Consider the following 24,489-nt stretch of genomic DNA (forward strand, 5'->3'; position numbering starts at 1 on the left):
CGACGCGACGCGCGCGTCGTGTGGGCGAGCTGCATGCGCGTCGGCGGCCGCGGCGACGGTGCACGGCGATCCGCAGCGACGCGGAACCGGCGACATTGTGAAGCGCATCGCCGGCAGTCGTCCGTATCGGCGATCCGGTGCCCCGGCCACGCACGGCAACGCGCATTGCGCGCGCCGGGACGAGATGCCGCTGCTGCCGTGCGCGCATGTGAATTGGTCCGTCGCCCAGGTGCGCCGCGATTGCGCGGCGGCAGCGCTGGCGGCCATGCGTACGCGCCGGTCCGAGCGTTTTCCATGCAGGCAACCGAGAGTGAATCGATGATTTCCCAATCCATCTTCAAGGCATATGACATTCGCGGCGTGATCGGCAAGACGCTCGACGCCGACACGGCGCGCGCGATCGGCCGTGCGTTCGGCAGCGAAGTGCGCGCGCAGGGCGGCGACGCGGTCGTCGTCGCGCGCGACGGCCGGCTGTCGGGGCCCGAGCTCGTCGGGGCGCTTGCCGACGGCCTGCGTGCGGCGGGCGTCGACGTCGTCGACGTCGGCATGGTGCCGACCCCGGTCGGCTATTTCGCTGCGAGCGTGCCGCTCGCGCTGAAGGGCGGTGAGCGCCGCGTCGATTCGTGCATCGTCGTCACCGGCAGCCACAACCCGCCGGACTACAACGGCTTCAAGATGGTGCTGCGCGGCGGGGCGATCTACGGCGAGCAGATCCAGGCGCTGTACCGCCGCATCGTCGACGCGCGCTTCGAGACGGGCAGCGGCACCTACGAGCAGTTCGACGTCGCGGAGCAGTACATCGCCCGCATCGCCGGCGACGTCAAGCTCGCGCGGCCGATGAAGCTCGTCGTCGATGCCGGCAACGGCGTCGCCGGGCCGCTCGCGACGCGCCTGTTCAAGGCGCTCGGCTGCGAGCTGGTCGAGCTGTACACCGACATCGACGGCACGTTCCCGAATCACCATCCGGACCCCGCTCACCCGGAAAACCTGCAGGACGTGATCCGCGCGCTGAAGGAAACCGACGCCGAGCTCGGCTTCGCGTTCGACGGCGACGGCGACCGCCTCGGCGTCGTCACGAAGGACGGCCAGATCATCTTCCCGGACCGCCAGCTGATGCTGTTCGCCGAGGAAGTGCTGTCGCGCAACCCGGGCGCGCAGATCATCTACGACGTGAAGTGCACGCGCCATCTCGCGCCGTGGGTGAAGGAGAAAGGCGGCGCGCCGCTGATGTGGAAGACCGGCCATTCGCTCGTGAAGGCGAAGCTGCGCGAGACCGGCGCGCCGCTCGCGGGCGAGATGAGCGGCCACGTGTTCTTCAAGGACCGCTGGTACGGCTTCGACGACGGCCTCTACACGGGCGCGCGCCTGCTCGAGATCGTCGCGAAGACGGCCGACCCGAGCGCGCAGCTGAACGCGCTGCCGGACGCGATGTGCACGCCGGAGCTGCAGCTGTGGCTCGACGAGGGCGAGAACTTCCGCCTGATCGAGAAGCTGCAGAAGGAAGCGAAGTTCGACGGCGCGGACGAGGTCGTGACGATCGACGGCCTGCGCGTCGAGTATCCGGACGGCTTCGGTCTCGCTCGCTCGTCGAACACGACGCCCGTCGTCGTGCTGCGCTTCGAAGCCGAGACGCAGGACGGCCTCGCCCGCATCCAGGAAGACTTCCGCCGCGTGCTGACGGCCGCGAAGCCGGACGTTGGCCTGCCGTTCTGACGAACACGAGCGTGCTCGCCAGCGGCGCTTCGGACAGGCGCGAACGGCGCCGCGCCGCGAGCGGCACGATCGTTCATCGAGCACACGACGAACCGCTCGCGGCGCGCGCGGTTCGGATTTTCATCGCATCGGAACACTTTGGAGAAAAAGGATGTCGGGTTACCTGGAACTGAAGGCGCAAGCCGATGAACTGATGCTGCGTGCCGAGGAGGCGCGGCAGGCCGAGCTCGAGACCGTTCTGCAGGAGGTGCGCGCCCGTGTCGCCGAATACGGGCTGACGGCCCGGCAGATCTTCGGGCGCACGGGCCGTGTCGCCAGGGCATCGACGCGCACGCCGACCGGCGCGCCGAAGTATCGTGACCCGAGCACCGGGCGCACGTGGACGGGGCGCGGGCGCGAACCCGCGTGGATCAAGGGCAAGCGCCGCGAGCGTTTCCTGATCGAGCGGCAGGAAGGCTGATTGTTGCGGGCCGCAGGCCGCTGGACGGTCGCGGCCGCACGTTCCGTCCGGCAAGCCGGCTCGGGCGCGCATCGCGGCGCGAGGGACGCCGGCGAATGGTTGCCAACGCCGGCCAACGCGGACCAGCTCGTTTGCCCGGCTAATGCGGCCGACGCGGCCAGCGCGACCGACGCGGCCAACTAGGGCAACGAAGCCAACTCGGTTCACCACCCAACTCCGCCCACTGACCGACGCGGCCAATGCCGGCCAACGCGGACCGACTCGTCGTCTACCCGGCTAATGCGACCGACGCGGCTAGCGTGGCCGACGCGGCTAACTAGGCTCACCGGCCAGTTCCGCCCACCGACCGACGGTGCCAATGCCGGCCAACGCGGACCGACTCGGCTACCCGGCCAATGCGACCAGCGCGGCCGACGCGGCCAACTCGCCCAACTCGCCCAACTCGGCTCACCGGCCAACCAAGCTCACCGGCCAACTCCGCCCACCGACCGCCGCGGCCAACGCCAGCCGACGCCAACCAACGCCAACCAACGCCGCCCCACCAACGATCGCGGCCCGATCCCCGCGCCGTTCCCCGGCGCATCGAGCCCCGCGCCTGCCGCCCCCATCCGACCAAGGCGCCCGCCCACCCGATGGAAAACTGTATGAATGTACAGTATAGTATCCGCCGGACGCGCGCCGCCCAGGCATGACCCCTGCGACGCGTGCGCCGTGCCTGCGGAGATCCGCCGCAGCGCCGCGGCACCGTGATTCCGGCTAACTCATTCAGACGGGCAGACAAATTGTCATCCAGCAATCTGATCCGCATTCGCGGAGCGCGTCAGCACAATCTCAAGCACCTCGACCTCGACCTGCGCACCGGCGAAATGACGGTCGTCACCGGCCCGTCGGGCTCGGGCAAATCGAGTCTCGTGTTCGACACCCTGTACGCGGAAGGCCAGCGGCGCTACGTCGAGACGTTCAGCGCGTATGCACGGCAGTTTCTCGACCGGATGGACCGGCCGCAGGTGGATCGCGTCGACGGCGTGCCGCCCGCGATCGCGATCGACCAGACCAATCCGGTTCGCAGTTCGCGCTCGACCGTCGGCACGATGACCGAGCTCAACGACCACCTGAAGCTCCTGTACGCGCGCGCGGCGGAACTGTTCGACCGCAAGACCGCGCTGCCGGTGCGCCACGACACGCCGGAGACGATCTACGCGGACCTCTCCGCGCGCACGGCGGATCACGATCCGCGGCTCGTGGTCACGTTTCCGGTCGAGCTGCCGGAAACCGTGACCGATGAGGAAGTCGAGCAGTGGCTGTCGGCGAGCGGCTACACGCGGGTGCAGGCGCGGCGCGAAGTCGCGTCGCCCACCGGGCCGCGCAAGGTGCTCGACGTGGTGGCCGACCGCTTCCGGCTGCATCAGGCCGACAAGGCGCGCGCGGTCGAGGCGATCGAAGCGTCGTTGAAGCGCGGCGGCGGGCGGGTGAACGTCTACGTGCTCGCGCAAGAAGAGGACACGGCGGCAGAGCCTCAGGTGTGGCGCTTCTCCACCGGGCTCCACCACCCGGAGAGCGATCTGCGCTACGCGGACCCGCAAGCGGCGCTGTTCTCGTTCAACTCGGCATACGGCGCGTGCGAAACCTGCCGCGGCTTCGGCCGCGTGATCGGCGTCGATCTCGGCCTCGTGATCCCGGACGAACGCAAGACGCTGCGCGGCGGCGCGATCAAGCCGATGCAGACGCCCGCATGGAAGGAATGCCAGGACGACCTGATGCGCTATGCGGCGAAGGCGAACATCCGGCGCGACACGCCGTGGAGCGAGCTGACGTCCGACGAGCGGGACTGGGTCATCAACGGCTCGCCGGACTGGAACGGCAAGTGGCAGAGCCAGTGGTACGGCGTGAGGCGCTTCTTCGCCTACCTCGAATCGAAAGCGTACAAGATGCATATCCGCGTGCTGCTGTCGAAATACCGCAGCTATACGCCGTGCGACGTGTGCGGCGGCGCGCGCCTGAAGACGGAGTCGCTGCTGTGGCGGCTCGGCACGAAGGCGAACGCCGACGCGGCGCTCGCGCCGGCCGGCCGCTTCATGCCGCGCGGCGTCGACTGGACCCGCGCGCAGCTCGAAGCGCTGCCGGGCCTGACGGTGCACGACCTGATGCTGCTGCCGATCGAGCGCATCCGCCGCTTCTTCGACGACATCAGCCTGCCGAGCGCGCTGCTCGACGACGCGCTGAAGCTGCTGCTCGCCGAGGTGCGCACGCGGCTGAAGTATCTGTGCGACGTGGGGCTGGGCTACCTGACGCTCGACCGCCAGAGCCGCACGCTGTCGGGCGGCGAAGTGCAGCGGATCAACCTGACGACGGCGCTCGGCACCTCGCTCACGAAGACGCTGTTCGTGCTCGACGAGCCGAGCATCGGGCTGCATCCGCGCGACCTGAACCGGATCGTCGAGGCGATGCAGCGCCTGCGCGACGCGGGCAATACGCTGGTCGTCGTCGAGCACGATCCGTCGGTGATGCTCGCGGCCGACCGGCTGATCGACATGGGCCCCGGCCCGGGCGAGCGCGGCGGCACGATCGTCTACGACGGCACGCCCGGCGCGATCCGTTCGGCCCGCACGCTGACGGGCGAATATCTCGGCGGCCGCAAGCACGTCGCGCACGCGTCGCACTGGTCGCGCCGCGCGGTGGACGCGCACACGCCGCGCATCGTGCTCGAAGGCGCGAGCGAGCACAACCTGCGCGACGTCACGGTGGAGATTCCGTTGCAGCGCCTCGTCTGCGTGACCGGCGTATCGGGCTCCGGCAAGTCGACGCTGCTGCAGGACGTGCTCTATCCGGCGATGGCGCGGCACCTGGGCAAGGCGACCGAGTCGCCGGGCGCGTACCGCCGCCTCACGGGCGCGGAGCAGGTGGGCGACGTCGTGTTCGTCGACCAGTCGCCGATCGGCAAGACCACGCGCTCGAACCCGGCGAGCTATGTCGGCGCGTTCGACGAGATTCGCAAGCTGTTCGCGAAGGCGCCGCTCGCGCTGCAGCGCGGCTACGGCGCGGGCACGTTCAGCTTCAACTCGGGCGACGGCCGCTGCCCGACGTGCGGCGGCTCGGGCTTCGAGCACATCGAGATGCAGTTCCTGAGCGACGTCTACCTGCGCTGCCCGGACTGCGACGGCCAGCGCTATCGCGCCGAGGTGCTCGAAGTGCGGATCGAACGCGGCGGCCGCGCGCTCAGCATTGCCGACGTGCTCGACCTGACCGTCAGCGAAGCCGCGGCATTCTTCGCGGCCGACGCCGAGGTGCTGCGCGTGCTGCAGCCGATCGTCGACGTCGGGCTCGAATACGTGAAGCTCGGCCAGCCGGTGCCGACGCTGTCGGGCGGCGAGGCGCAGCGCCTGAAGCTGGCGGGCTTTCTCGCCGAGTCGGCGAAGGCCGGCAGCGGGCGCCGCGTCGTCACGGAAGAGGCGCGCATCGCGCAAGCGCGCCTGTTCATGTTCGACGAGCCGACCACGGGGCTGCACTTCGACGACATCGCGAAGCTGATGCAGGCGTTCGGCAAGCTGCTGGCGAGCGGCCATTCGCTGATCGTGATCGAGCACAATCTCGACGTGATCCGCGCGGCCGACTGGCTGATCGATCTCGGCCCGGAAGGCGGCGACGGCGGCGGCCTCGTGCTGTGCGCGGGCACGCCCGACGACGTGAAGGCATGCGCCGAATCGCATACCGGCGCGGCGCTGCTGCACTACGACCGCGCAATCGGCGCCGAAGCCGAGCCCCCGCGGACGAGGGGGTGCCGCTGCAGGCCGCGTTGAACGCGGCGCGGGCGCGGCGGGCGGTCGAAGGCGAGGACGTCGTGCGGATCGTCAACGCGCGCGAGCACAACCTGAAGGCGCTCGACGTCGACATTCCGCACGGCAAGTTCAACGTGGTGACGGGCGTGTCCGGTTCCGGCAAGTCGACGCTCGCGTTCGACATCCTCTTTCACGAAGGCCAGCGCCGCTACCTCGAGTCGCTGAACGCGTACGCGCGCTCGATCGTGCAGCCGGCGGGGCGCCCGGAAGTCGACGCGGTGTACGGCATTCCGCCGACCGTCGCGATCGAGCAGCGGCTGTCGCGCGGCGGCCGCAAGAGCACGGTCGCGACGACGTCCGAAGTGTGGCACTTCCTGCGGCTGCTGTATGTGAAGCTCGGCCTGCAGCATTGCATCCACGACGGCACGCCGGTGACGTCGCAAACCGTCGAATCGATCGCCGCGCAGTTGCTGCGCGACCACCGCGGCGAGCACGTCGGGCTGCTCGCGCCACTCGTCGTCAACCGCAAGGGCGTGTACACGGATCTCGCGAAGTGGGCGAAGGCGCGCGGCAATACGCATCTGCGCGTGGACGGCGAATTCGTGCCGGTCGACCCGTGGCCGAAGCTCGATCGCTTCCGCGAGCATACGATCGAGCTGCCGGTGGCCGATCTCGTCGTGTCGCCGGACCACGAAGCCGAGTTGAGGCGCGCTCTGGACGAAACGCTCGAGCTCGGCAAGGGCGTGATGCATCTGCTCGCGCCGCTCGACGGGCTGCATCATGCGATGACCAACGATCATTCGACCGCGCGGATCGGCGAGGTCAAGGTGCTGTCGGTGAAGCGCGCGTGCCCGGTGTGCGGCACGAGCTACCCGGAGCTGGACCCGCGGATGTTCTCGTACAACAGCAAGCACGGCTGGTGCACGACCTGCGTGGGGACCGGCGTCACGCTCACGCGCGAACAGCGCGCGGCCTACGACGACACGGTGCTCGCCGAAGACGGGCGAGGGCGCGAGCAGACGCTGCCGTCCGACGAGCAGGAGCCGGAGGGCGTCGGCGACGAGCCGTGCGCGGATTGCGGCGGCACGCGCCTGAACCCGTCCGCGCGCGCGGTGACCTTCGACGGCCATCCGATCGTCGATGTCGCGCAGTGGACCGTGTCGGATACGCGTCGCTGGATCGACGGCCTGCAGCTCGCCGGGCGGGACGCGCAGATCGCGCGCGACATCGTCAGCGAGATCGGCAGCCGTCTCGCGTTTCTCGAGGAAGTCGGGCTCGGCTACCTGAGCCTCGACCGCGCGGCGCCGAGCCTGTCGGGCGGCGAGGCCCAGCGCATCCGGCTCGCGGCGCAACTGGGCAGCAACCTGCAGGGCGTCTGCTACGTGCTCGACGAGCCGACGATCGGCCTGCATCCGCGCGACAACCAGATCCTGCTGAACGCGCTGCGCAAGCTCGGCGACAAGGGCAACACGCTCGTCGTCGTCGAGCATGACGAAGACACGATTCGCCGCGCCGATCACATCATCGACGTCGGCCCGGGCGCCGGCAAGCGCGGCGGCACGCTGGTCGCGCAGGGCGGCGTCGCCGACCTGTCCGCGCAGCCCGATTCGCTGACGGGGCGCTTCCTCGCGCAACCGATCGTGCATCCGCTGCAGCCGCGCCGCAGCGTGAACCTGCCGGGCGCGAAGCACGGGCCGGCGGTGCCGGAGACCTGGCTGACGGTGCACGGCGGCAAGCTGCACAACCTGCGCGACGTCACGGTCGGCATTCCGCTCGGGCGGCTCGTCGCGGTGACGGGCGTGAGCGGCTCGGGCAAGTCGACGCTCGCACGCGACGTGCTGATGACGAACCTGCTCGATGCGGTGGGCCGCTCGGTGCTGTCGTCGCCGGCCGCGCGCCGCGCGCGCAAGGCCGCGGAGCAGGCAGCGCCATCATCGGCCGCGAATTGCCGCGCGAGCGTGCTGGCGCGCAGCGCGCCGAGGCCGTCGCTCGACGTCACGCATGCGTGGCAGGGCTGCGAGTCGATCAGCGGCTGGGAGCACATCGATCGCGTGCTCGAAGTCGATCAGACGCCGATCGGCAAGACGCCGCGCTCATGCCCGGCGACCTATATCGGCGTGTGGGACGCCATCCGCAAGCTGTTCGCGGACACGCTGGAGGCGCGCGCCCGCGGCTACGCGGCGTCGCGTTTCTCGTTCAACACCGGCGAAGGGCGGTGCCCCGCCTGCGAAGGGCAGGGCGTGCGCACGATCGGCATGAGCTTCCTGCCCGATGTGAAGGTGCCGTGCGACGTGTGCCACGGGCAGCGCTTCAATCCGGAGACGCTCGCGGTCACGTGGCGCGGCCGGAACATCGGCGACGTGCTGACGATGGAGATCGACGAAGCCGTGGAGTTCTTTGCGCCGATCTCGAACATCGCGCATCCGCTGCAACTGATGAAGGACGTCGGCCTCGGCTACCTGACGCTCGGCCAGCCGTCGCCGACCCTGTCCGGCGGCGAGGCGCAGCGCATCAAGCTCGTCACCGAACTCAGCAAGGTGCGCGACGACATCACGCGGCGCGGCCAGAAGGCGCCGCATACGCTGTACGTGCTCGACGAACCGACCGTGGGCCTGCATATGGCCGACGTCGCGAAGCTGATCCATGTGCTGCACCGGCTCGTGGATGCGGGGCACAGCGTCATCGTGATCGAGCACGACCTCGACGTGATCGCGGAAGCGGACTGGATCATCGACCTCGGCCCGGAGGGCGGCGTCGGAGGCGGCGCGATCGTGGCGGCCGCGCATCCGGAAGGGCTCGTGCAGGTGAGCGCGAGCCATACCGGACACGCGTTGAAGCCGGTGCTCGCGCGCACGGCCTCGGACGGCGGCGACGCGGTGCGTGACGGCGTGGCCCAGGCCGGTTGATCAGCGGTGCTGCCGCTGACTGGCGCTTTCGTCCCGCGCCAACGCGGGCACTGCGTGTCGGGGCGAAACGCAGCGTTGCCGAGGCCGCCGCCGGCGTTCGGATCGGACGTCGGCGCCGGTTTTCGATTCGGGCAGTGCGATCGATCGCGCGTCGGACAAGCGGGCGGGCGCGCTATGCACGCGCTCGGCCGTTATCCGCCCACGCGGTCAACGAACCGTCGCCTCGACGTGCGCGCTCGCGCCGGCTTCGCGGCGCGCGGCCGCCGGTGCTCCCGCCGCATCCGCTACGCGCACGTGCGCCGTCCTGAACACGACGATCCTGCGCACCAGATACAGCGTGACGAAGCTGACGGCCACTGCGATCCATTTCGCGGCGACCGTGCCGACCCGCGCCGACGCGACGTGCACGATGCCGCCGGTCAGCAGCGAGCCGAGCGCGCAGCTCGCCGCGAACAGCAGCGCTTCGCCGAGCTGCCGGCGGCCGGTCGCGTCGGAGCGGAACACCACGCGGCGCGACAGCAGATAGTTGACGACACCGCCGCCCAGGTACGCGAGCCACGCCGAGATCCCCGCGTCGATCGGCATCGTCGCCTTCAGGACGACGAACAGCGCCCAGTCGACGCCGAGCGACACCACGCTGACGACGCAATAGCGCGACAGCATCATGTCCGCCTCCACTGAACGGTGCGGGCCGGCACGGCGCGCAGGCCCGCTGCGCCGGCTTGCGGTTCGGCGCCGCTCTCGTGATATTCGGCGTCCTCGTTGACGGCCCATACGTCGCGAAGCCGATGCCCGGCGACGATGTTCTCGACGGTCAGCATCGCCGTCATCATCGCGTGGTCCTGGTTGTTGTACTTGTGCATGCCGTTGCGGCCGACGAGATGCAGATTCGGAAAGTGTTCGGCCAGATCGGCCCGGATCTGGTCGACGATCGCGCGGTAATCGTCGTCGTACACCGGGTACGCCTTCGGCTGGCGCACGACGCGCGCGCCGCGGATCTGGTCGCGCGTCGCCAGGCCGATCTGTTCGAGCTCGCGGATCGCGAGCGCGGTGATGTCGGCGTCGCTGCTCTCCCACATCGCATCGCCGTCGAAGCAGAAGTACTCGAGCCCGAGGCAACCGCCCGTCGCGGCGTCGGGCACCATCTCGGGCGACCACGATGCGAAGTTCTGGATGCGCCCGACCTTGACCGACGGGTCGTGTATGTAGATCCAGTTGTCCGTGAACGTGGCCGGCCGGTCGAGTATCAGCGCGACCGTGATGAAGTCGCGGTACTGGAGTCGCGCGGCGGCCTCGGCGGACGACGGCCGCGGCGAAATCGCGTTGATGGTTTCCCGCAGCGGCGCGGTGCACACGACGTCGCGCGCGCTGATGCGATGCGTCTGTCCGTCGGGGCCGATGGTTTCGACGAGCCAGCGCCGCGCGCGGCCGTCGTACTGCAGTGCGCCCGCTGCGTGGCCCATCATCAACCGTCCGCCTTGCTGCTCGAACTTGCGCGCGGCGGCTTCCCACAGCATGCCGGGGCCGCGTCGCGGGTAGTGGAACGATTCGATCAGCGACTTGACGTCGGTCCGGCGCGACCGGATCCCGAGCGACCGCTTTACCGCACCGGCGATCGCGGTGGACAGGCTGAGCCCCTTGATGCGCTGTGCGGCCCAGTCGGCCGAAATTTCGTCGCAGGACATGCCCCACACCTTTTCGGTGTAGGTCTTGAAGAAGATCGAGAACAGCCGTTCGCCGAACTGATTGGCGACCCATTGATGAAACGACGTCGGGTTGCGGCACGGCCGCACGCGCGCGGCGAGGTACGACAGCACGCAGCGCGCGCTTTCGACGATGCCCAGGTTCATCAACGCTTCGAGCCCGTCGAGCGGATAGCGGTAGAACTTGTTCCGGTAGAAGATGCGCGAGCTGCGCGGCCGCTCGATGAAGTCGTCCGGCAGCAGCTCGTGCCACAGCGCGACGACCTCGGCGGACTTGGAGAAGAAGCGGTGCCCGCCGATGTCGAAGCAATGGCCGTCGAACCGTTCGGTGCGACTGATGCCGCCGACATAGTGGGGATCCTTCTCGACGAGCGCGACCGACAGCGCGGTCTGTTTGGTCAGCAGGTAGGCGGCGGTGAGGCCGCCCGGCCCGGCGCCGATGATCAGTACGTCAACCGATTGATCCATGATGTCACCCCGAGTGTCGAGTCGCTGGTTTGTCGTGTGTCGTCTCTGCCGTTCCAGCCGGACGGCGAGCCGTGATGTCGAAGCGGTTGCGGGCGTCCGGCTCAAGCGCCGTCCACGCGCGCGTCGTCACGCGCGGGCGGGCCGGCCTGCGCTGCAGCGGGCATTCGCTCGTGAATTGCGTCGGTGTCGGTGCGCGGTTGCGCATGTACGGTCAGCGCGTGCGCGGCCGCGCCTGCCGTCCTGATGCGGCCGCAGTCGTACAGCCAGAAGGTGCTTGCGGCGTCGGGCGACCACGCGTCGCGCGTCGCCAATGCCGGGTAGTGCCGACGCGACACGATGAAATCGAGCACGGGATCGGCGCACACGCGCCGGATGCCGGCCGCGGTCAGCGCGACGTAGTCGTAGGTGGACACGAAGACGTTCGAGTGCTTGTCCGCAGCGGCGGCGGTGGCGCCGCCGCGCGGCGGCCGCGCGGCATACGGGTCTCGCCGGATCAGCTCGACGCGCCGTACGGCCTCGAAGGTGGTGCGGCGGTTGAAGATCAACCCGGCCGCCTGCGCCGACGAGTAATAGCTCGACGTCTTCATCAGGAACCACGGGTAGACGACTTCGTCGCCCGGGCCGTCCCAATACACGATGTCGCCGCGAGCGACCGTGCGGGCGAACGGCGCGATCGCCGGGCGGTCGGCGCGCGCTTCGACGAGCGTCGCCGCCGCGGAGCGCTGGTCGAGATTGACGAATCCATACGCGGCGAGCGCGGCCAAGGTGACGGGAAGCGCGGCGGCCGCGAGTCGCGTGCGCGACAGGTGGAGCGCGACCAGCAACGCGACCGGGACGATCGCCAGATGCGTGTGAATCAACGCCTCGAGCCACCCGATGTCGAGCGCGACCTTGCCGGTCGGATAGGCGGCGCGCGCGACCTGATACGCGCACTGGAATACGAACCAGACGATCGCGGCGATCAGCGTGGTTCCGATCCATGCGGCGCGGTGCACCGTACCGAGGTCGCGCAGCTGCGTGACCGGCACCGCAGCGGCGGGCCGGCGCGCGCCCACGTGCAGCGCGGCGGCAACGGCCAGCGCGATGATCCCGCCGCCGACGTCGAGCAGCAGCCAGCAGATCGCCAGCAGCCAGACCAGTGTCGGCCGCACGCGTGCTTCGCGCCGCACGAGCAGGATGGCCGCCGGCCATTGCATCACCGAGAGCAGCCACAGCGTGCGCCACGGCTGCAGCTGGATCCACAGCGCGTCCTGGCCGGTCAGGTCCGCGATCGTGGTGGCCGCGACGCCCGCCACGCCGATCAACGCGAGGTTCGACCACAGCGCGCGTTGCGGCTGCGCCGGGTCCGCGGATAGCGCGGCCGGAAGCGCGATCGCCCAGCACAGCTTGCTCCACGCGGTGAGCGACCACAGGGTCGGGAACAGGAACGGCACGTTGTAGCGCGCGATCGCTCGCCATTCCGGATCGAACGGATCGAGGTGGAGCGCGTGGAAGGCCGGCATCTCGACGACGGCGAACGCGATCAGCGCGATCGGCAATAGTCGCCACCACGCGACGCGCGGCAGCCGCACGAGTGCGACGAACGCCAGCGCCGCGCCGCCGATCAGCGGATGAACGGCGGCGGCGACGACGGTCAGCGCGAGCGCCACGCGATACCGGCGTTCGAGCAGCGACGCGATCGCCCACAGGCCGAGCGCTTCGGCCGGCAGCCGCGCGGTGACGAAGCCTTCGTCGTACGAGAAGATCAGGCCGGCGCCGTAATCGGCCGGCATGCACGCGACGAACAGCAGCGCGACCCAGTGCCACGGTGCGGGCAGCAGCTGGCGGGCGAGCCGCCAGATGCCGGTCCACCACAGTGCCTGAGCGGCGATCAGGCACGCGAGATTGCTTGCGCGCAGGCCGAACGCGGACACGAGCAGCGCGAACATCCGCCCGTAGATCGTCCAGCGATCCTGCGAGCCGTACTGGAAGAACAGGTCGTGCGCAAAGCTGTCGGGATGGAGGTTGTGCAGCGCCTGCGCGGTGTACAGAATCGCGTCGTGCCGGATGCCCGTGTAGGGATGCGCGACCACGAACAGGACGGCCAGCGAAACCACCAGTGCGATGTCCGAACGGCCGGGTTTCTCAGTCGGATTCATGATGGAAGGGCAGGCTCTCGTCGACGGGATTGCGTGCGCTTGCCGGCTGCCGGCGGTGCAACGAGCTGTCGGGCCACCGGGCCATCGGGCGCCGGCCGCCGCTGTCGGCGGCGCGCGCGGACGGCCGCGGTGCGTCCGAATGCAGCGCCGGCTGGCGCTCAGCGTGCGGGTTGCGGTGCGCGGCCGGCGGTGGGCCGGCCGAACCTGCGGACGCCGGCGCTGCGCGCGGCCGCACGCGGCGTGCGCGTGCGCACGGGCGTCGCCGGGTTCGCGTCGAGCGCGTCGGCGCGATGAAATGCGCGGGATGCGGCGGCCAGCGGCCGCGAAGGGAGCGTTGCTGTGCTGCTGTCGGCGCGCGCAGCCGCGCCGATCGAGACGGTCGTGTTCGTTTTCATCGTGTCCCCCGATGCGCCGTGCACCGGAGAACTCATCGACGGGTGCGCCGGACGCGGATTTATTCGAAATATTGTGTGCGCGCCGATACGGTGGGTCCGGCGTCTCTGGCGTGAATGCATGGAGCGTGCCACGGCCGTCGATGCGCGCGGGCAGGCGGCCGGCGGCGCGGCCATGCGGGTCGGGACGCTCGCCGTCGCCGGAAATGTGTCGATCCTGAAACGGTCGCGCGCGGCGAATCGGCTCGGCCGTCGTTCGTCGCGTTGTCGAATGCCGGCCGCCATCTCGGCGCGGTCGCGCTCAACGCGAAGACGACGGCGCCGCGCTGCGATCGCGCAACCGCGCCGCACCGCGCACGCGCGGATATCGGGCAAGCCGCGAGGCGGCGTCGGGAGCGTCTGCCGCAGTACGGACCGCGCCGACGCGCGCCTACCTGCGTCTGACGAAACCGGACGACCGCACTGCGGTTCAGGTTGCAGATCTGAAACGTCGCAACGGGTCGTTGGCGGCGAGGACGGCCGCTCGCGCGATGCCGCGTGCGCTCAATCGAAGTACGGCTGCAGCACGCGTTCGATCCAGTCCATGAACGCGCGCACGCGCGGCGACAGATTGCGCCGATGCGCCACCACCAGCGACGCGGCGAGCGGTTCGGGCCGCAGGTCGGGCAGCACCTCCACCAGCGCGCCGCTCGCGATGTGCGGCGCGACGCCCGAATAGCCGGCCTGGATCAGGCCGATGCCGGCCAGCCCGGCCGCATGATAGGTCTGCACGTTGTTCACCTGCATCGCGCTCGGCAAGGCGAGCGTCGCGTAGCCGTCGCCCTTCGGGTATTCCCATCCGGCGTGCCGCGCGCCGAGCGTCAGCGAGTAGTGGACCATCCGGTGCCCTTGGCCGAGCAGATCGTCGAGCGTATGCGGTACGCCGTGCCGCGCCAGATAGTCGGGGCTCGCCGCATTGATCATCCGCAGGCGGCCGAGCGGCCGCGCGATCAGCGTGTCGTCGATGATCGGGCCGAGCCGCACGACGCAGTCGAACCCTTCCTGCACGAGATCGACGCGCCGGTCGGTGCTCGACAGTTCCAGCTCGAGCTCGGGATGCGCGGCCATCAGCTGCGGCAGCGCCGGCACCACGACGCTGCGCGCCAGCTCGGTCGGCATGTCGACGCGCAGCCGCCCGCGCAGGCGCGTGCCGCTGCCCGAAAACATCGACTGCAATTCCTGCACTTCGGCCAGCAGATCGCGGGCGCGCGCGTAAAACGCGCGGCCGTCCTCGGTCAGCTGCACGCTGCGCGTCGTCCGGTGCAGCAGCGCCACGCCGACGTCGCGCTCCAGCTGGCGGACGACCATCGATGCGCGTCCCTTCTGGATCCCCAGGCTCTCGGCGGCACGCGTGAAGCTCGTCATCTCGGCCACCCGGGCGAAGATCAGAAGCGCATCGAGGTTTTGCATTGTTCTCTCCGGGGGTAACAGAACGTTCAAAGGTCGCCCATTTATAACGCATTTGCGACTCAGTAAAGTGCGTTCCCATGTCGTCGCCCGACGGCAACCCGAACCAAAGGACGCTCAACCATGACGCAATCGACTTCCTCCGCGGCCGGCACGGTCGTCGTCTACCACTCCGGCTACGGCCATACCGAACGGATGGCAAAGGCCGTCGCCGACGGCGCGGGCGCCGTGCTGGTCGCGATCGACGCCGACGGAAACGTCGCCGACGACGCGTGGCGCACGCTTGCCGCGGCCGACGCGATCCTGTTCGGCTCGCCGACCTACATGGGCGGCCCCAGCTGGCAGTTCAAGAAATTCGCCGACGCCACTGCGAAGGCGTGGTTCGAAGGCGCATGGCGCAACAAGCTGTTCGGCGGCTTCACCAACAGCGCGAGCGTCAACGGCGACAAGCTGAACACGCTCGAGTACTTCGTGTTGCTGGCGGGCCAGCACGGCGGCCTCTGGGTCAGCATGGACCTCAAGCCGGCGAACCTGAAGGCGTCGCAGCGCGACGACCTGAATCGCATGGGCTCGTATCTTGCGCCGATGGCGCAGACGCCGGCCGATGCGTCGCCCGACGAAATGTCGCCGGGCGATCTCGAGACCGCCCGCCGCTACGGCGAGCGCGTCGCGACCGTCGCCGCGCAGTGGCGCGCGGGGCGCGCGCAGATCGGCTGAATTCGCATCCGGCGCGCGACGCGTGAGCGCGCGCCGCCGCATGCGGTGTTGGCGAACCGGAAAGGAACCAGGATGAAATACAAGCAATTGGGCCGCACGGGCCTGTACGTCTCCGAGCTGTGTCTCGGCACGATGACGCTCGGCGGCAATGCGGACGCCGGCATGTGGGCGGCGATCGGCGCCGTCGGCCAGCACGACGCGAACCGGCTGATCGAACGCGCGCTGGCCGGCGGCATCAACTTCATCGATACCGCGGACGTCTACTCGTTCGGCCAGTCCGAGCGCATCGTCGGCCAGGCGCTGAAGGACCTCGGCGTGCCGCGCGCCGACGTCGTGCTGGCGACCAAGACGGCCGGCGCGATGGGTCCGAAGCCGAACGATCAGGGCGCGTCGCGCGCGCACATCATGGATTCGGCGCAGCGCAGCCTGGAACGGCTGCAGGTCGACCATATCGACCTCTACCAGATCCATGCGAACGATCCGGTCACGCCGATCGACGAGACGCTGCGGGCGCTGGACGACCTGACGCGTCAGGGGCTGGTGCGTTATGTGGGCGTCTCGAACTGGCGAGCGGGCAAGATCGGCAAGGCGCTCGGGCTCAGCGAAGCGCTCCGCGCGACGCGCTTCGAGACGCTGCAGGCCTATTACTCGATCGCCGGACGCGACGTCGAGCGCGAGCTGGTGCCGCTCGCGCGCGACGAGCAACTGTCGCTGCTGGTCTGGTCGCCCCTCGCCGGCGGCCTGCTGTCGGGGAAGTTCGGGCCGGGTGCGCCTACCGATGCCGGTGCGCGCCGTGCGCATTTCGATTTCCCGCCGGTCGATCTCGAGCGCGCGTGGCCGTGCGTGGCGGCGATGCGCACGCTCGCCGACGCGCGCGGCGTGTCGGTGGCGCGGATCGCGCTCGCGTGGCTGCTCGCGAAGCAGCATGTGACGAGCGTCATCGTCGGCGCCAAACGGATCGAGCAGCTCGAAGACAATCTCGGCGCGCTCGACGTCGTGCTGAGCGCGGACGAGCTGGCGCATCTCGACACGGTGAGTGCGCTGCCGTCCGGCTATCCGGACTGGATGATCGAGCGTCAGGCGGCGGGGCGGTATCCGCAGCCGTTCGTGCCGGCCGCCGTGGAGTAATGTCGGCGCCTCGGTCTGCACCGAGGCCGCCGCCGTGCAGCGCGGCCGGCGAGTGGCCGGTCAGCGTTACGGCGCGACCGACGCGCCGCTGATCCCGTGCCGCCGCAGCGCATCGGCGACGAAGCCCGACGCCTTCATCTCCTCGACGAACGCGCCGAGCAGCGCGGCGGCCGCTTCGCCGCGACTCTTCGGCACGCCCATCGCCTGCCGGATCACCATGAAACGCTCGCCGAGCAGCCGCAGGCCGGGCGTCTTCGCCGCATCGGCCTCGAGCTGCTGCTTCACGCCCGCCGCGACTTCGAGCCGCTCGTCGACGAAGGTCGGCACGACGTCCGCCGAAGTCGGCGCACGCACGATCTGCGCGGCCTTCAGCTCGCGCGTGAGAAACAGGTCGTACGCGCTGCCCTTGCCGACCGTCACGCGGTTGTGCGGCTGATCGACGTCGGCATTGCTGCGGATCGGCGAATCGTCGCGCACCAGGTAGTAGCCCTCGATCAGCACGTACGGCTCGGTGAACGCGACCGTTTCGCCGCGCAGCGGATCGATCGCGAAGAAGCCGAAGTCGGCGCGCTCGTCGGCGAGCGCCTGCACCGATTTGCCGGCCGCGTCGAACACGACCAGTTCGAGTTCGGCCGACAGGCGCTCGGCGAATGCGCGCGCGAGGTCGATCGACACGCCGAACGGCTCGCCGGTGGCCGGGTCGCGGTTCGCGAGAATCGGGTTGCCGAGATTGATCGATGCGCGCAGCTTGCCGGTCGGCGTGAAGGCGGCGAGGACGGAAGGGTCGATGGTCATTGCGAAGGCTCGTAGAGGATCGGTTGCGCGAGGTGCGCGGGATGCGGCGTTGCGCTCACGCGCGAACGGCGCGCGCGAGTGCGCGTGCGCGTGCGGGCGCGGGCGCGTGCGCGGGCGCGGCGCCGCCGATGCGGGGCGGCGCGCCGCTCGCGTGTCGCGGCGCTCACTTCACCGCGACTTCCGTATGCACGACCTGCGGCGGGCTCTTGAAGAACGGGCCAGCCAGCTGCCGCCACGCCTGGAAGTCGTCCGACTGGCGGAAATGCACCATGTGGTCGTCGACGGTTTCCCATTCGACGACGAGCAGATAGCCGCCGCTGCGCTCGATCAAGCGATGCAGCTGCGCGCCGCCGCAGCCGCGCGCCCGCGCGAACAGCGGCAGTGCGGCGCGAACCGCCGCTTCGAATTGGGCGGCTTGCGCCGGATCGATTTCGAGCGATGCCATTTCCAGGATCATGCGTGCTCCATAGGTTGAATGAGTGTGCAGCCGGCGCGCGCCGCGCTCGGCGCGCCCCGCCACGATACCGGAAGCCGGCGCGCGTCGCAGCCAGCTGCGCCGCCAGTCAGCTGCGCTGCATCAGCGTTTTCCCCGATACGGAATGCGCGGCGCCGGCCGTTCTCACAGAGGAGAGGTGGTGAAGACAATTGATCCGAGGCCGATTATGACGATTTCCGCGACGAACGGAACAGACGCAACCGATGGCGCGACCGGCATGACTGCCGCGCTGCCTGAAACGATCGGCGCAACGGCGGACGGCGAGCCGCGCCGCACGGCGTCGATCCTGCTGGTCGACGACGAGCCGAACGTGCTGTCCGCGCTGCGGCGCGTGCTGCGGCCCGCGAATTACGAAGTGTTGACGGCCGACGGCGGCGAGGCGGCGCTCGAGCTCCTGGCGTCGACCGAAGTCGACCTGATCGTATCGGACATGCGCATGCCGCACATGAGCGGCGCGGCGTTTCTCCGCCGTGCCCGCGCGCTGTACCCGGAGACGATGCGGGTGCTGCTGACCGGCTATTCCGACATCGCGTCGATCGTCGAGGCCGTCAACGAAGGCGGCATCTATCGCTACCTGAACAAGCCGTGGGACGACCACGATCTGCTGCTGACGATCGAACAGGCGCTCGAGCAGCGGCGCCTGCGGCGCGAGGCCGCGCGGCTGACGGCGCTCACGCAGGCGCAGAACGAGACGCTGCGCCAGTTCAACACGGAACTCGAAACCCAGGTGCGGGCCCGCACCGAGGAACTGGCCCAGACCGTGATGTTCCTCGAAGCGGCGCAGCGCGACCTGAAAAGCAATTTCACGGCGATGGTGCAGGTCTGCGCGAGCATGATCGAGCTGCGCTGCGGGGCCGCCAGCGGGCAGTCGATGCGCATCGGCGAAATCGCGCGGCATCTCGCGTTCGCGTCCGAGATGTCCAGCCTTCACGCGCAGGACGTCTATTACGCCGGGCTGCTGCACGGGATCGGCAAGCTGTCGTTGCCCGACGAGCTGCTGCACAAGCCGCTGAGCCGCATGACCACGGACGAGGCCTGTTCCAGCAGCATCCGCTGCGCGCGCAAATGGTGCTGACGCCGGTTGCGCAGCTTCATCAGGTCGCGTCGATCGTGCTGCACCAGTACGAACGGTTCAACGGCCGCGGCACGCCGGACGGCCTCGCGGGCATCGATATTCCGCTCGGCTCGCGGATCGTCGCGGTCGCGCGCGATTTCGAGGGGCTGCGCCTCGGCGAGATCGGCCCGCCGCATTCCGTCGAACAGGCGCTCGACGTTCTCAAGTCTCAGGCCGGCGTGCGCTACGACCCGCTGCTCGTCGCGCGCTTCATCGACCTGATGCGCGATCCCCAGAACCTCGGCATCGCGGCGTCGGTGGCGGAGATCCAGTCCGCGCAGCTGTGCGAAGGGATGCAGCTCGCGGACGACCTGCGCACGCATCGCGGCGTGCTGCTGATGACGAGGGGCAGCGTGATGACGACCCACCAGATCGAACTCGTGCGCCGTTTCGAAGCACGGGAAGGGACGCCGTTCGACATCCTCGTGGTGGCCGGCGCGACCGGCGCGACCGGTGCGACGGGCGCGGGCGCGGCTGCGGCGAGCCACGCGCCGTCCGCCTGAGCCGGCGCGCGGCTGCACGGCCCTCGCACGCGAGGGCCACGCGTTCAATCCGACCGAGGCGCGATCATGCAAGGCACCTACCATTTGCCGCTCGTCCTGCTGTCGCTCGTCATCGCGACGCTGGCCTCCTACACGGCGCTCGATCTGGCCGCGTTCATTTCGCTGCTCGACAAGCCGCGGCTCAGGCGCGCGTGGCTGGGCGGCGGTGCGGCCGCGATGGGCACCGGAATCTGGTCGATGCATTTCGTCGGGATGCTGGCGTTCTCGCTGCCGATTCCCCTCGGCTACGACCTGGTCGAGACGGGCGTATCGCTGGTGATCGCCGTGCTCGTGTCGTACTTCGCGCTGAGCGTGGTGACGCGCGCCATGCAGACGCGTTCCCGGCTGCTCGCCGGCGGCGTGCTGATGGGGGGCGGCATCGCCGGCATGCATTACACGGGCATGGCCGCGATGCAGATGCAGCCGGGCATCCGCTACGATCCCGCGCTGTTCGCCGCGTCGATCGGCATCGCCGTGCTGGCGTCGACTGCCGCGCTGTGGATGGCGCAGGCGTTGCGCGCGCAGCACGCGCGCCATGCGAGCGCGCTGCGGATCGGCGCGGCGCTCGTCATGGGCATCGCGATCAGCGGCATGCATTACACGGCGATGGCGGCGGCGCATTTCGCGCCGGACGCGCGCTGCGGCGCCGCGAACGGCATCGACACGCCGTGGCTCGCGACGACCATCGCGATGTTCACCACCGCGACCTTGACCGTCACGCTGCTGGTGTGCCGGTTCGACGCACGCACGATGTTCCTGCGCGGCATCACCGACATGCTCGAGCGGCTGGTGCGCGTGCGCACCGCGGAGCTCGAGACCGCGTTGCGCCGTTACGAGCAGACCACCGCGATGCTGCAGCGCACGCGCGAGAACATGGCGACCGAGATCGACGAGCGCCGTGCCGCGCAAGCGCGCCTCGAACAGGAGAAGGACGAGCAGCGGCGCCTGCTGCACGAGCTCGAGGAAACCCACGTTCAACTGCTGCAGTCGGAAAAGCTCGCGTCGATCGGCCAGCTCGCGGCGGGCATCGCGCACGAGATCAACAATCCGATCGGCTTCGTCAGCGCGAATCTCAATACGCTGAAGACCTGGGTCCGCGGCCTGCTCGACGTGGTCGCCGCGCACGACGCGCTGCTGCCGCAACTCGAGCCGGCCGCGCGCGACGCGCTGGCGGCGCAGCGCCGCGCGGCCGACCTCGACTACGTGCGCGACGAGATCGTGACGCTGATCGATGAGTCGATCGACGGGACGATGCGGGTGAGGCGCATCGTGCAGGACCTGCGCGACTTCTCGCGCCCGGGCAGCGACGAATGGAGCGTCGTCGACATCCACGCGGGCCTCGAGAGCACGCTGAACGTCGTCCACAACGAGCTCAAGTACAAGGCCGACATCGTGCGCGAGTACGGCGACGTGCCGCATGTCGAATGCCTGCCTTCACAACTGAACCAGGTGTTCATGAACCTGCTCGTCAATGCGGCGCAGGCGATCCCGGGGCGCGGCGTCATCACGATTCGCACGACGAGCGACGGCGACCACGTGACGATCGCGATCAGCGATACCGGAAAGGGCATGCCGCCCGACGTCATGCGCCGGATCTTCGATCCGTTCTTCACGACCAAGCCGGTCGGGCAGGGGACCGGGCTCGGGCTGTCGGTGTCGCACGGAATCGTCGAGCGTCATCGCGGCACGATCGACGTGACGAGCGTGCCGGGGCAGGGCACGACGTTCTGCGTGCGGCTGCCGATCCGGCGGTCGCACGCGGACGCGAGCGACGCGACAGCGATCGCGCAGCGCGCGTGAGTCGTGCATGCGCGCCGCCGCGCAAGCGCTAGCGCTTGCGCTTGCGCCGTCGCCTGCGGAAGAAATTCCAGAACATCGCGGTCGCATCCGGCCCGGTCGCGGAGTGGAACGCCTCGCGCGGATCGCCGCCGCTCCACGCATGGGCGAGGCCGTGCACGATGCAGACGCGCACGATCACCCGGCCGCCGCGCAGATAGTCGGTGTAGCGCACGCCGTCGTGCGTGTACGTGCGCTGCTCGCCGACGCGCGGCTCGCCTGCCTCGTCGATCAGCCGATTGAGGCGCGCGAACGCGACGCCGAGCTGCACCGCGTTCTGCTCCGCGACGACCGTGTCGAGCCCGCCGTGCACGATCAGCGCGGGCATGCCGGGGTAATGGCGCGTGTCGACGCAGGTGTCGACGGTGCGGATCGGATCGTCGCGCAGCCCGCGCCGCATCACGCTCATCGCGGCCATCGTCGACAACGGCGGCGCGATGGCAGGGCCGGAGTGCAGCCCGACCGCCGCGAACCGGTCGGGATAGTCGAGCGCGAGCCGCGCGGCCAGCCCGGCGCCGGCCGACATGCCGGCCAGATAGACGCGGTCGCGATCGAAGCCGCGTTCGCGCACGATCGCATCGACCAGCGACGCGATCGCCGGCGCTTCCGACAGCGATGCATCGCCATGCCAGTTCCAGCAGCGGTGCGAGTGCGCCGTCTTCGCCTGCTCGGGCAACAGCACCGCACACCCGGCGCGCGCCGCGACGCGGCAGATGCGCGTGCCGGCCGCGAACGATTCGGCGGTCTGCGTGCAGCCGTGCAGCATGACGACGACCGGCATGTCGCGCGTCGTCGCCGCCGCGGCGGGCAGGTACAGCGCATAGGCGAGATGGTTGACGAGGCGGCCGGCGGCCGGGCGCGCCGAATGGAACGAACGCAGCCACGCCCCCTGCGTCTCGCGCGGCGACGTGCGGGCCGCGGGCGCGGCGGGGCGGGCGGCGCGCGCCGTCTTGGTGCCGGCGCTGCGCTTGACCGACGCGGCGGGCTTCGCGGTTTTACGTTTCGGCCGCGTGCCGGTGGCGGCGGCAAGCAGGTCGAAAGGCCGGAGCCAGAGGCTGGATTTTTTCCTGGGCATGGACGAGTCACGAGTCTCGTGCCGACGGCGCGTAGCGCCGAAGCCGGCGTCGAATGGGAGGCGGGTGCGCACCGAGCACGATTCGTGCCGCGCAGCGTGCGAGCGTCGCCGCCGTCCCGCGGCGGACATGCCATCCTAGCAGGCGCCGCGCCGATCGGCTGCGACGGTTCGATGACCGTTCGATGAACGTCGCGACACGGCCGCGCGTGCGGCGCATGCGATCGGATGCGAGCGGTAGACCGAAGCAGCGGTATCGGCGGAAGCGGTGCAAGCCGCCGCATCGCCGTCTCATGCAACGATTGGATGCAGGCCACCGGGCCTCGCACGACGCCGACGCGTCAGCGATACGTCCACGCGCGGTGCATCACGAACATCGTCGGCGGGATCAGCAGCGCGATCGCGACGATGGCCGCGCCGCGCGAAACGTCGAGCAGTTCGGCGGCGCGCGCGAGCAGCATCGTTTCGATGAAGCCGGCCGTTGCGACGGTGAGGTAACGCAGCAGGTTGCGCGAATGCAGCGTCGACGAGAAACTCCACAGCGTGTTGGCGAGATACGAGAACACGGTCGCGCAGACGAACGCGACCGCGTTCGCGGCGACCTGCGTCGCATCGAACCAGGCATACAGCGCGGACGCGACCAGCACGTGCAGCGCGGTCGAGCCGAGCCCGGTCACGCCGAAACGCGCCAGCCGCGCACGTTCGGCATACAGCAGCGCGAACATCGGCGCGCCCCGCGGCTCAGCGCGCGCCGACCCGCACGCGCGCCGGCTGCACGCGCCGGCGTGCGCCGGCCCGCCGCGCATCGCGCGCGACCGGCAGCTCGATCACCTTCGCGTGCGCCTGATAGCGGCGGCGCACGAGATAGATGGGCCGCTCCTTCGATTCGTAGTAGATGCGTCCGATATATTCACCGACGACGCCGATCCCGATCAGCTCGATGCCGCTGATGAACAGCATCGCCGAGATCAGCGACGCATAGCCGGGCACCGGATTGCCGAACATGAGCGTGCGCGCGACGATGAACGCGCCGTACACGAACGCGAGCGCGGCGATGCCGAGCCCGATGTAGGTCCAGCTGCGCAGCGGCACCGTGCTGAAGCTCGTGATGCCTTCGAGCGCGAAATTCCACAGCTTCCAGCCCGAGAATTTCGACTTGCCGGCGCTGCGCGCTTCGCGCTCGTAGTCGACGATCACGGTGCGAAAGCCCACCCACGCGAACAGGCCCTTCATGAAGCGCCGCCGCTCCGGCAGGCTGCGCAGCGCATTGACGACCTGGCGGTCCATCAGCCGGAAGTCGCCGACGTTTTCCGGCAGCTTCACTTCCGACAGCGCGTTGTGCACGCGGTAGTAGAGGGCGGCGGCGGTGCGCTTCGCGAACGAATCGCACGCGCGGTTGGTGCGCCGCGCGGCGACGACTTCCGCGCCGTTGCGCCAGTGCTCGATCATCACCGGGATCAGGCCCGGCGGGTCCTGCAGGTCCGCGTCGATCGGAATCACCGCGTCGCCGACCGCTTCGTCGAGGCCCGCCGTGAGCGCCGCTTCCTTGCCGAAATTGCGCGTCAGGTCGATCACGCGCACGCGGCGGTCCTTCGCGCCGATCGCGATCAGGCGGTCGAGCGTGTCGTCGCGGCTGCCGTCGTTGACGCACACGATCTCGAAGCGGATCCCGTCGATTCCGGCCATCAGCGGAATCACGACGTCGAAGAAGTGCCCGACGGCCTCGCCTTCGTTGTAGAACGGCACGACGAGCGACACGAGCGGTGTGTAGAGCGATTCGCGCATGA

The 24,489-nt window shown here is 69.7% G+C and carries 15 protein-coding genes and 2 pseudogenes; 7 read left to right on the top strand and 10 right to left on the bottom strand.

Features of this window, described 5'->3' with window-relative positions; translation table 11 throughout:
* Positions 1-318: 318 nt before the first annotated feature.
* The 3 genes and pseudogenes from WJ35_RS19480 (at position 319) to uvrA (ending at position 8,855) form a co-directional block, all read left to right on the top strand.
* Complete coding sequence (locus tag WJ35_RS19480; RefSeq protein WP_069239730.1) at positions 319-1,713, top strand: phosphomannomutase/phosphoglucomutase; 1,395 nt, start codon at positions 319-321, stop codon at positions 1,711-1,713.
* A 151-nt stretch (positions 1,714-1,864) separates the two neighbouring features.
* A complete protein-coding gene (locus WJ35_RS19485) occupies positions 1,865-2,173 on the top strand; it encodes an H-NS family nucleoid-associated regulatory protein (protein ID WP_034193664.1) in 309 nt (102 codons plus the stop codon).
* 782 nt (positions 2,174-2,955) lie between these two features.
* A pseudogene (uvrA, locus tag WJ35_RS19490) lies at positions 2,956-8,855 on the top strand (excinuclease ABC subunit UvrA).
* A gap of 207 nt (positions 8,856-9,062) precedes the next feature.
* Here the strand turns inward: uvrA and WJ35_RS19495 are convergent.
* The 5 genes from WJ35_RS19495 to WJ35_RS19520 all read right to left on the bottom strand — a co-directional run bounded on the left by WJ35_RS19495 (position 9,063) and on the right by WJ35_RS19520 (position 15,005).
* On the bottom strand, positions 9,063-9,521 hold the full coding sequence (locus tag WJ35_RS19495) for a GtrA family protein (RefSeq protein WP_045579853.1): 459 nt from the start codon (positions 9,519-9,521) through the stop codon (positions 9,063-9,065).
* Positions 9,518-11,026 (bottom strand): NAD(P)/FAD-dependent oxidoreductase, encoded by a 1,509-nt coding sequence (locus tag WJ35_RS19500; protein ID WP_069239731.1) that lies wholly within the window; start codon positions 11,024-11,026, stop codon positions 9,518-9,520. Before WJ35_RS19500 ends, WJ35_RS19495 begins: the two co-directional genes overlap by 4 nt.
* 101 nt (positions 11,027-11,127) lie before the next feature.
* Positions 11,128-13,164 carry a hypothetical protein gene (locus WJ35_RS19505; RefSeq protein WP_069239732.1) on the bottom strand — a complete coding sequence of 679 codons (2,037 nt, stop codon included), beginning with the start codon at positions 13,162-13,164 and terminating at the stop codon, positions 11,128-11,130.
* A gap of 158 nt (positions 13,165-13,322) precedes the next feature.
* Positions 13,323-13,931 carry a hypothetical protein gene (locus tag WJ35_RS31440; protein WP_155121946.1) on the bottom strand — a complete coding sequence of 203 codons (609 nt, stop codon included), beginning with the start codon at positions 13,929-13,931 and terminating at the stop codon, positions 13,323-13,325.
* Positions 13,932-14,099: 168 nt separating this feature from the next.
* Entirely contained in the window at positions 14,100-15,005 is a 906-nt protein-coding gene (locus WJ35_RS19520) for a LysR family transcriptional regulator (RefSeq protein WP_011880547.1), read from the bottom strand.
* Positions 15,006-15,125: 120 nt separating this feature from the next.
* On the opposite strand from WJ35_RS19520, the gene WJ35_RS19525 reads away from it, so the two are divergent.
* Complete coding sequence (locus tag WJ35_RS19525; RefSeq protein WP_059463210.1) at positions 15,126-15,719, top strand: flavodoxin family protein; 594 nt, start codon at positions 15,126-15,128, stop codon at positions 15,717-15,719.
* Positions 15,720-15,791: 72 nt separating this feature from the next.
* Complete coding sequence (locus WJ35_RS19530) at positions 15,792-16,847, top strand: aldo/keto reductase (protein WP_069239735.1); 1,056 nt, start codon at positions 15,792-15,794, stop codon at positions 16,845-16,847.
* A 66-nt stretch (positions 16,848-16,913) separates the two neighbouring features.
* On the opposite strand, the gene WJ35_RS19535 is transcribed toward WJ35_RS19530, so the two are convergent.
* Entirely contained in the window at positions 16,914-17,642 is a 729-nt protein-coding gene (locus WJ35_RS19535) for an ABC transporter substrate-binding protein (protein ID WP_014726188.1), read from the bottom strand.
* 163 nt (positions 17,643-17,805) lie between these two features.
* A complete protein-coding gene (locus tag WJ35_RS19540) occupies positions 17,806-18,099 on the bottom strand; it encodes an antibiotic biosynthesis monooxygenase family protein (RefSeq protein WP_069239736.1) in 294 nt (97 codons plus the stop codon).
* Positions 18,100-18,304: 205 nt separating this feature from the next.
* Here WJ35_RS19540 and WJ35_RS19545 point away from each other — a divergent pair.
* Both WJ35_RS19545 and WJ35_RS19550 read left to right on the top strand, forming a co-directional pair.
* A pseudogene (locus WJ35_RS19545) lies at positions 18,305-19,755 on the top strand (HD domain-containing phosphohydrolase).
* A 66-nt stretch (positions 19,756-19,821) separates the two neighbouring features.
* A complete protein-coding gene (locus WJ35_RS19550; RefSeq protein ID WP_069239737.1) occupies positions 19,822-21,594 on the top strand; it encodes a histidine kinase in 1,773 nt (590 codons plus the stop codon).
* Positions 21,595-21,622: 28 nt separating this feature from the next.
* Here the strand turns inward: WJ35_RS19550 and WJ35_RS19555 are convergent, their stop codons facing one another.
* The 3 genes from WJ35_RS19555 to WJ35_RS19565 form a co-directional block, all read right to left on the bottom strand.
* Entirely contained in the window at positions 21,623-22,705 is a 1,083-nt protein-coding gene (locus tag WJ35_RS19555; protein ID WP_069239738.1) for an alpha/beta fold hydrolase, read from the bottom strand.
* 338 nt (positions 22,706-23,043) lie between these two features.
* Positions 23,044-23,427, bottom strand: coding sequence for a GtrA family protein (locus WJ35_RS19560; protein ID WP_069239821.1), 384 nt, complete (start codon positions 23,425-23,427; stop codon positions 23,044-23,046).
* 16 nt (positions 23,428-23,443) lie between these two features.
* The gene (locus tag WJ35_RS19565; protein WP_069239739.1) at positions 23,444-24,487 is read right to left on the bottom strand and encodes a glycosyltransferase family 2 protein; all 1,044 of its coding nucleotides are present in this window, start codon (positions 24,485-24,487) and stop codon (positions 23,444-23,446) included.
* Positions 24,488-24,489: the final 2 nt, after the last annotated feature.

It is taken from the genome of Burkholderia ubonensis (genome assembly GCF_001718695.1).
Classification (GTDB): Bacteria; Pseudomonadota; Gammaproteobacteria; order Burkholderiales; family Burkholderiaceae; genus Burkholderia; species Burkholderia ubonensis_B.

Excerpts from the sequence above, each read along its gene's own strand:
- WJ35_RS19540 (WP_069239736.1), bottom strand. The coding sequence starts at position 18,099 with ATGATCCTGGAAATGGCATCGCTCGAAATCGATCCGGCGCAAGCCGCC.
- WJ35_RS19555 (WP_069239738.1), bottom strand. The coding sequence starts at position 22,705 with ATGCCCAGGAAAAAATCCAGCCTCTGGCTCCGGCCTTTCGACCTGCTT.
- WJ35_RS19550 (WP_069239737.1), top strand. The coding sequence starts at position 19,822 with ATGCAAGGCACCTACCATTTGCCGCTCGTCCTGCTGTCGCTCGTCATC.
- WJ35_RS19520 (WP_011880547.1), bottom strand. The coding sequence starts at position 15,005 with ATGCAAAACCTCGATGCGCTTCTGATCTTCGCCCGGGTGGCCGAGATG.
- WJ35_RS19480 (WP_069239730.1), top strand. The coding sequence starts at position 319 with ATGATTTCCCAATCCATCTTCAAGGCATATGACATTCGCGGCGTGATC.
- WJ35_RS19535 (WP_014726188.1), bottom strand. The coding sequence starts at position 17,642 with ATGACCATCGACCCTTCCGTCCTCGCCGCCTTCACGCCGACCGGCAAG.
- WJ35_RS19530 (WP_069239735.1), top strand. The coding sequence starts at position 15,792 with ATGAAATACAAGCAATTGGGCCGCACGGGCCTGTACGTCTCCGAGCTG.
- WJ35_RS19505 (WP_069239732.1), bottom strand. The coding sequence starts at position 13,164 with ATGAATCCGACTGAGAAACCCGGCCGTTCGGACATCGCACTGGTGGTT.
- WJ35_RS19485 (WP_034193664.1), top strand. The coding sequence starts at position 1,865 with ATGTCGGGTTACCTGGAACTGAAGGCGCAAGCCGATGAACTGATGCTG.
- WJ35_RS19495 (WP_045579853.1), bottom strand. The coding sequence starts at position 9,521 with ATGATGCTGTCGCGCTATTGCGTCGTCAGCGTGGTGTCGCTCGGCGTC.
- WJ35_RS19565 (WP_069239739.1), bottom strand. The coding sequence starts at position 24,487 with ATGCGCGAATCGCTCTACACACCGCTCGTGTCGCTCGTCGTGCCGTTC.
- WJ35_RS19560 (WP_069239821.1), bottom strand. The coding sequence starts at position 23,427 with ATGTTCGCGCTGCTGTATGCCGAACGTGCGCGGCTGGCGCGTTTCGGC.
- WJ35_RS19525 (WP_059463210.1), top strand. The coding sequence starts at position 15,126 with ATGACGCAATCGACTTCCTCCGCGGCCGGCACGGTCGTCGTCTACCAC.
- WJ35_RS19500 (WP_069239731.1), bottom strand. The coding sequence starts at position 11,026 with ATGGATCAATCGGTTGACGTACTGATCATCGGCGCCGGGCCGGGCGGC.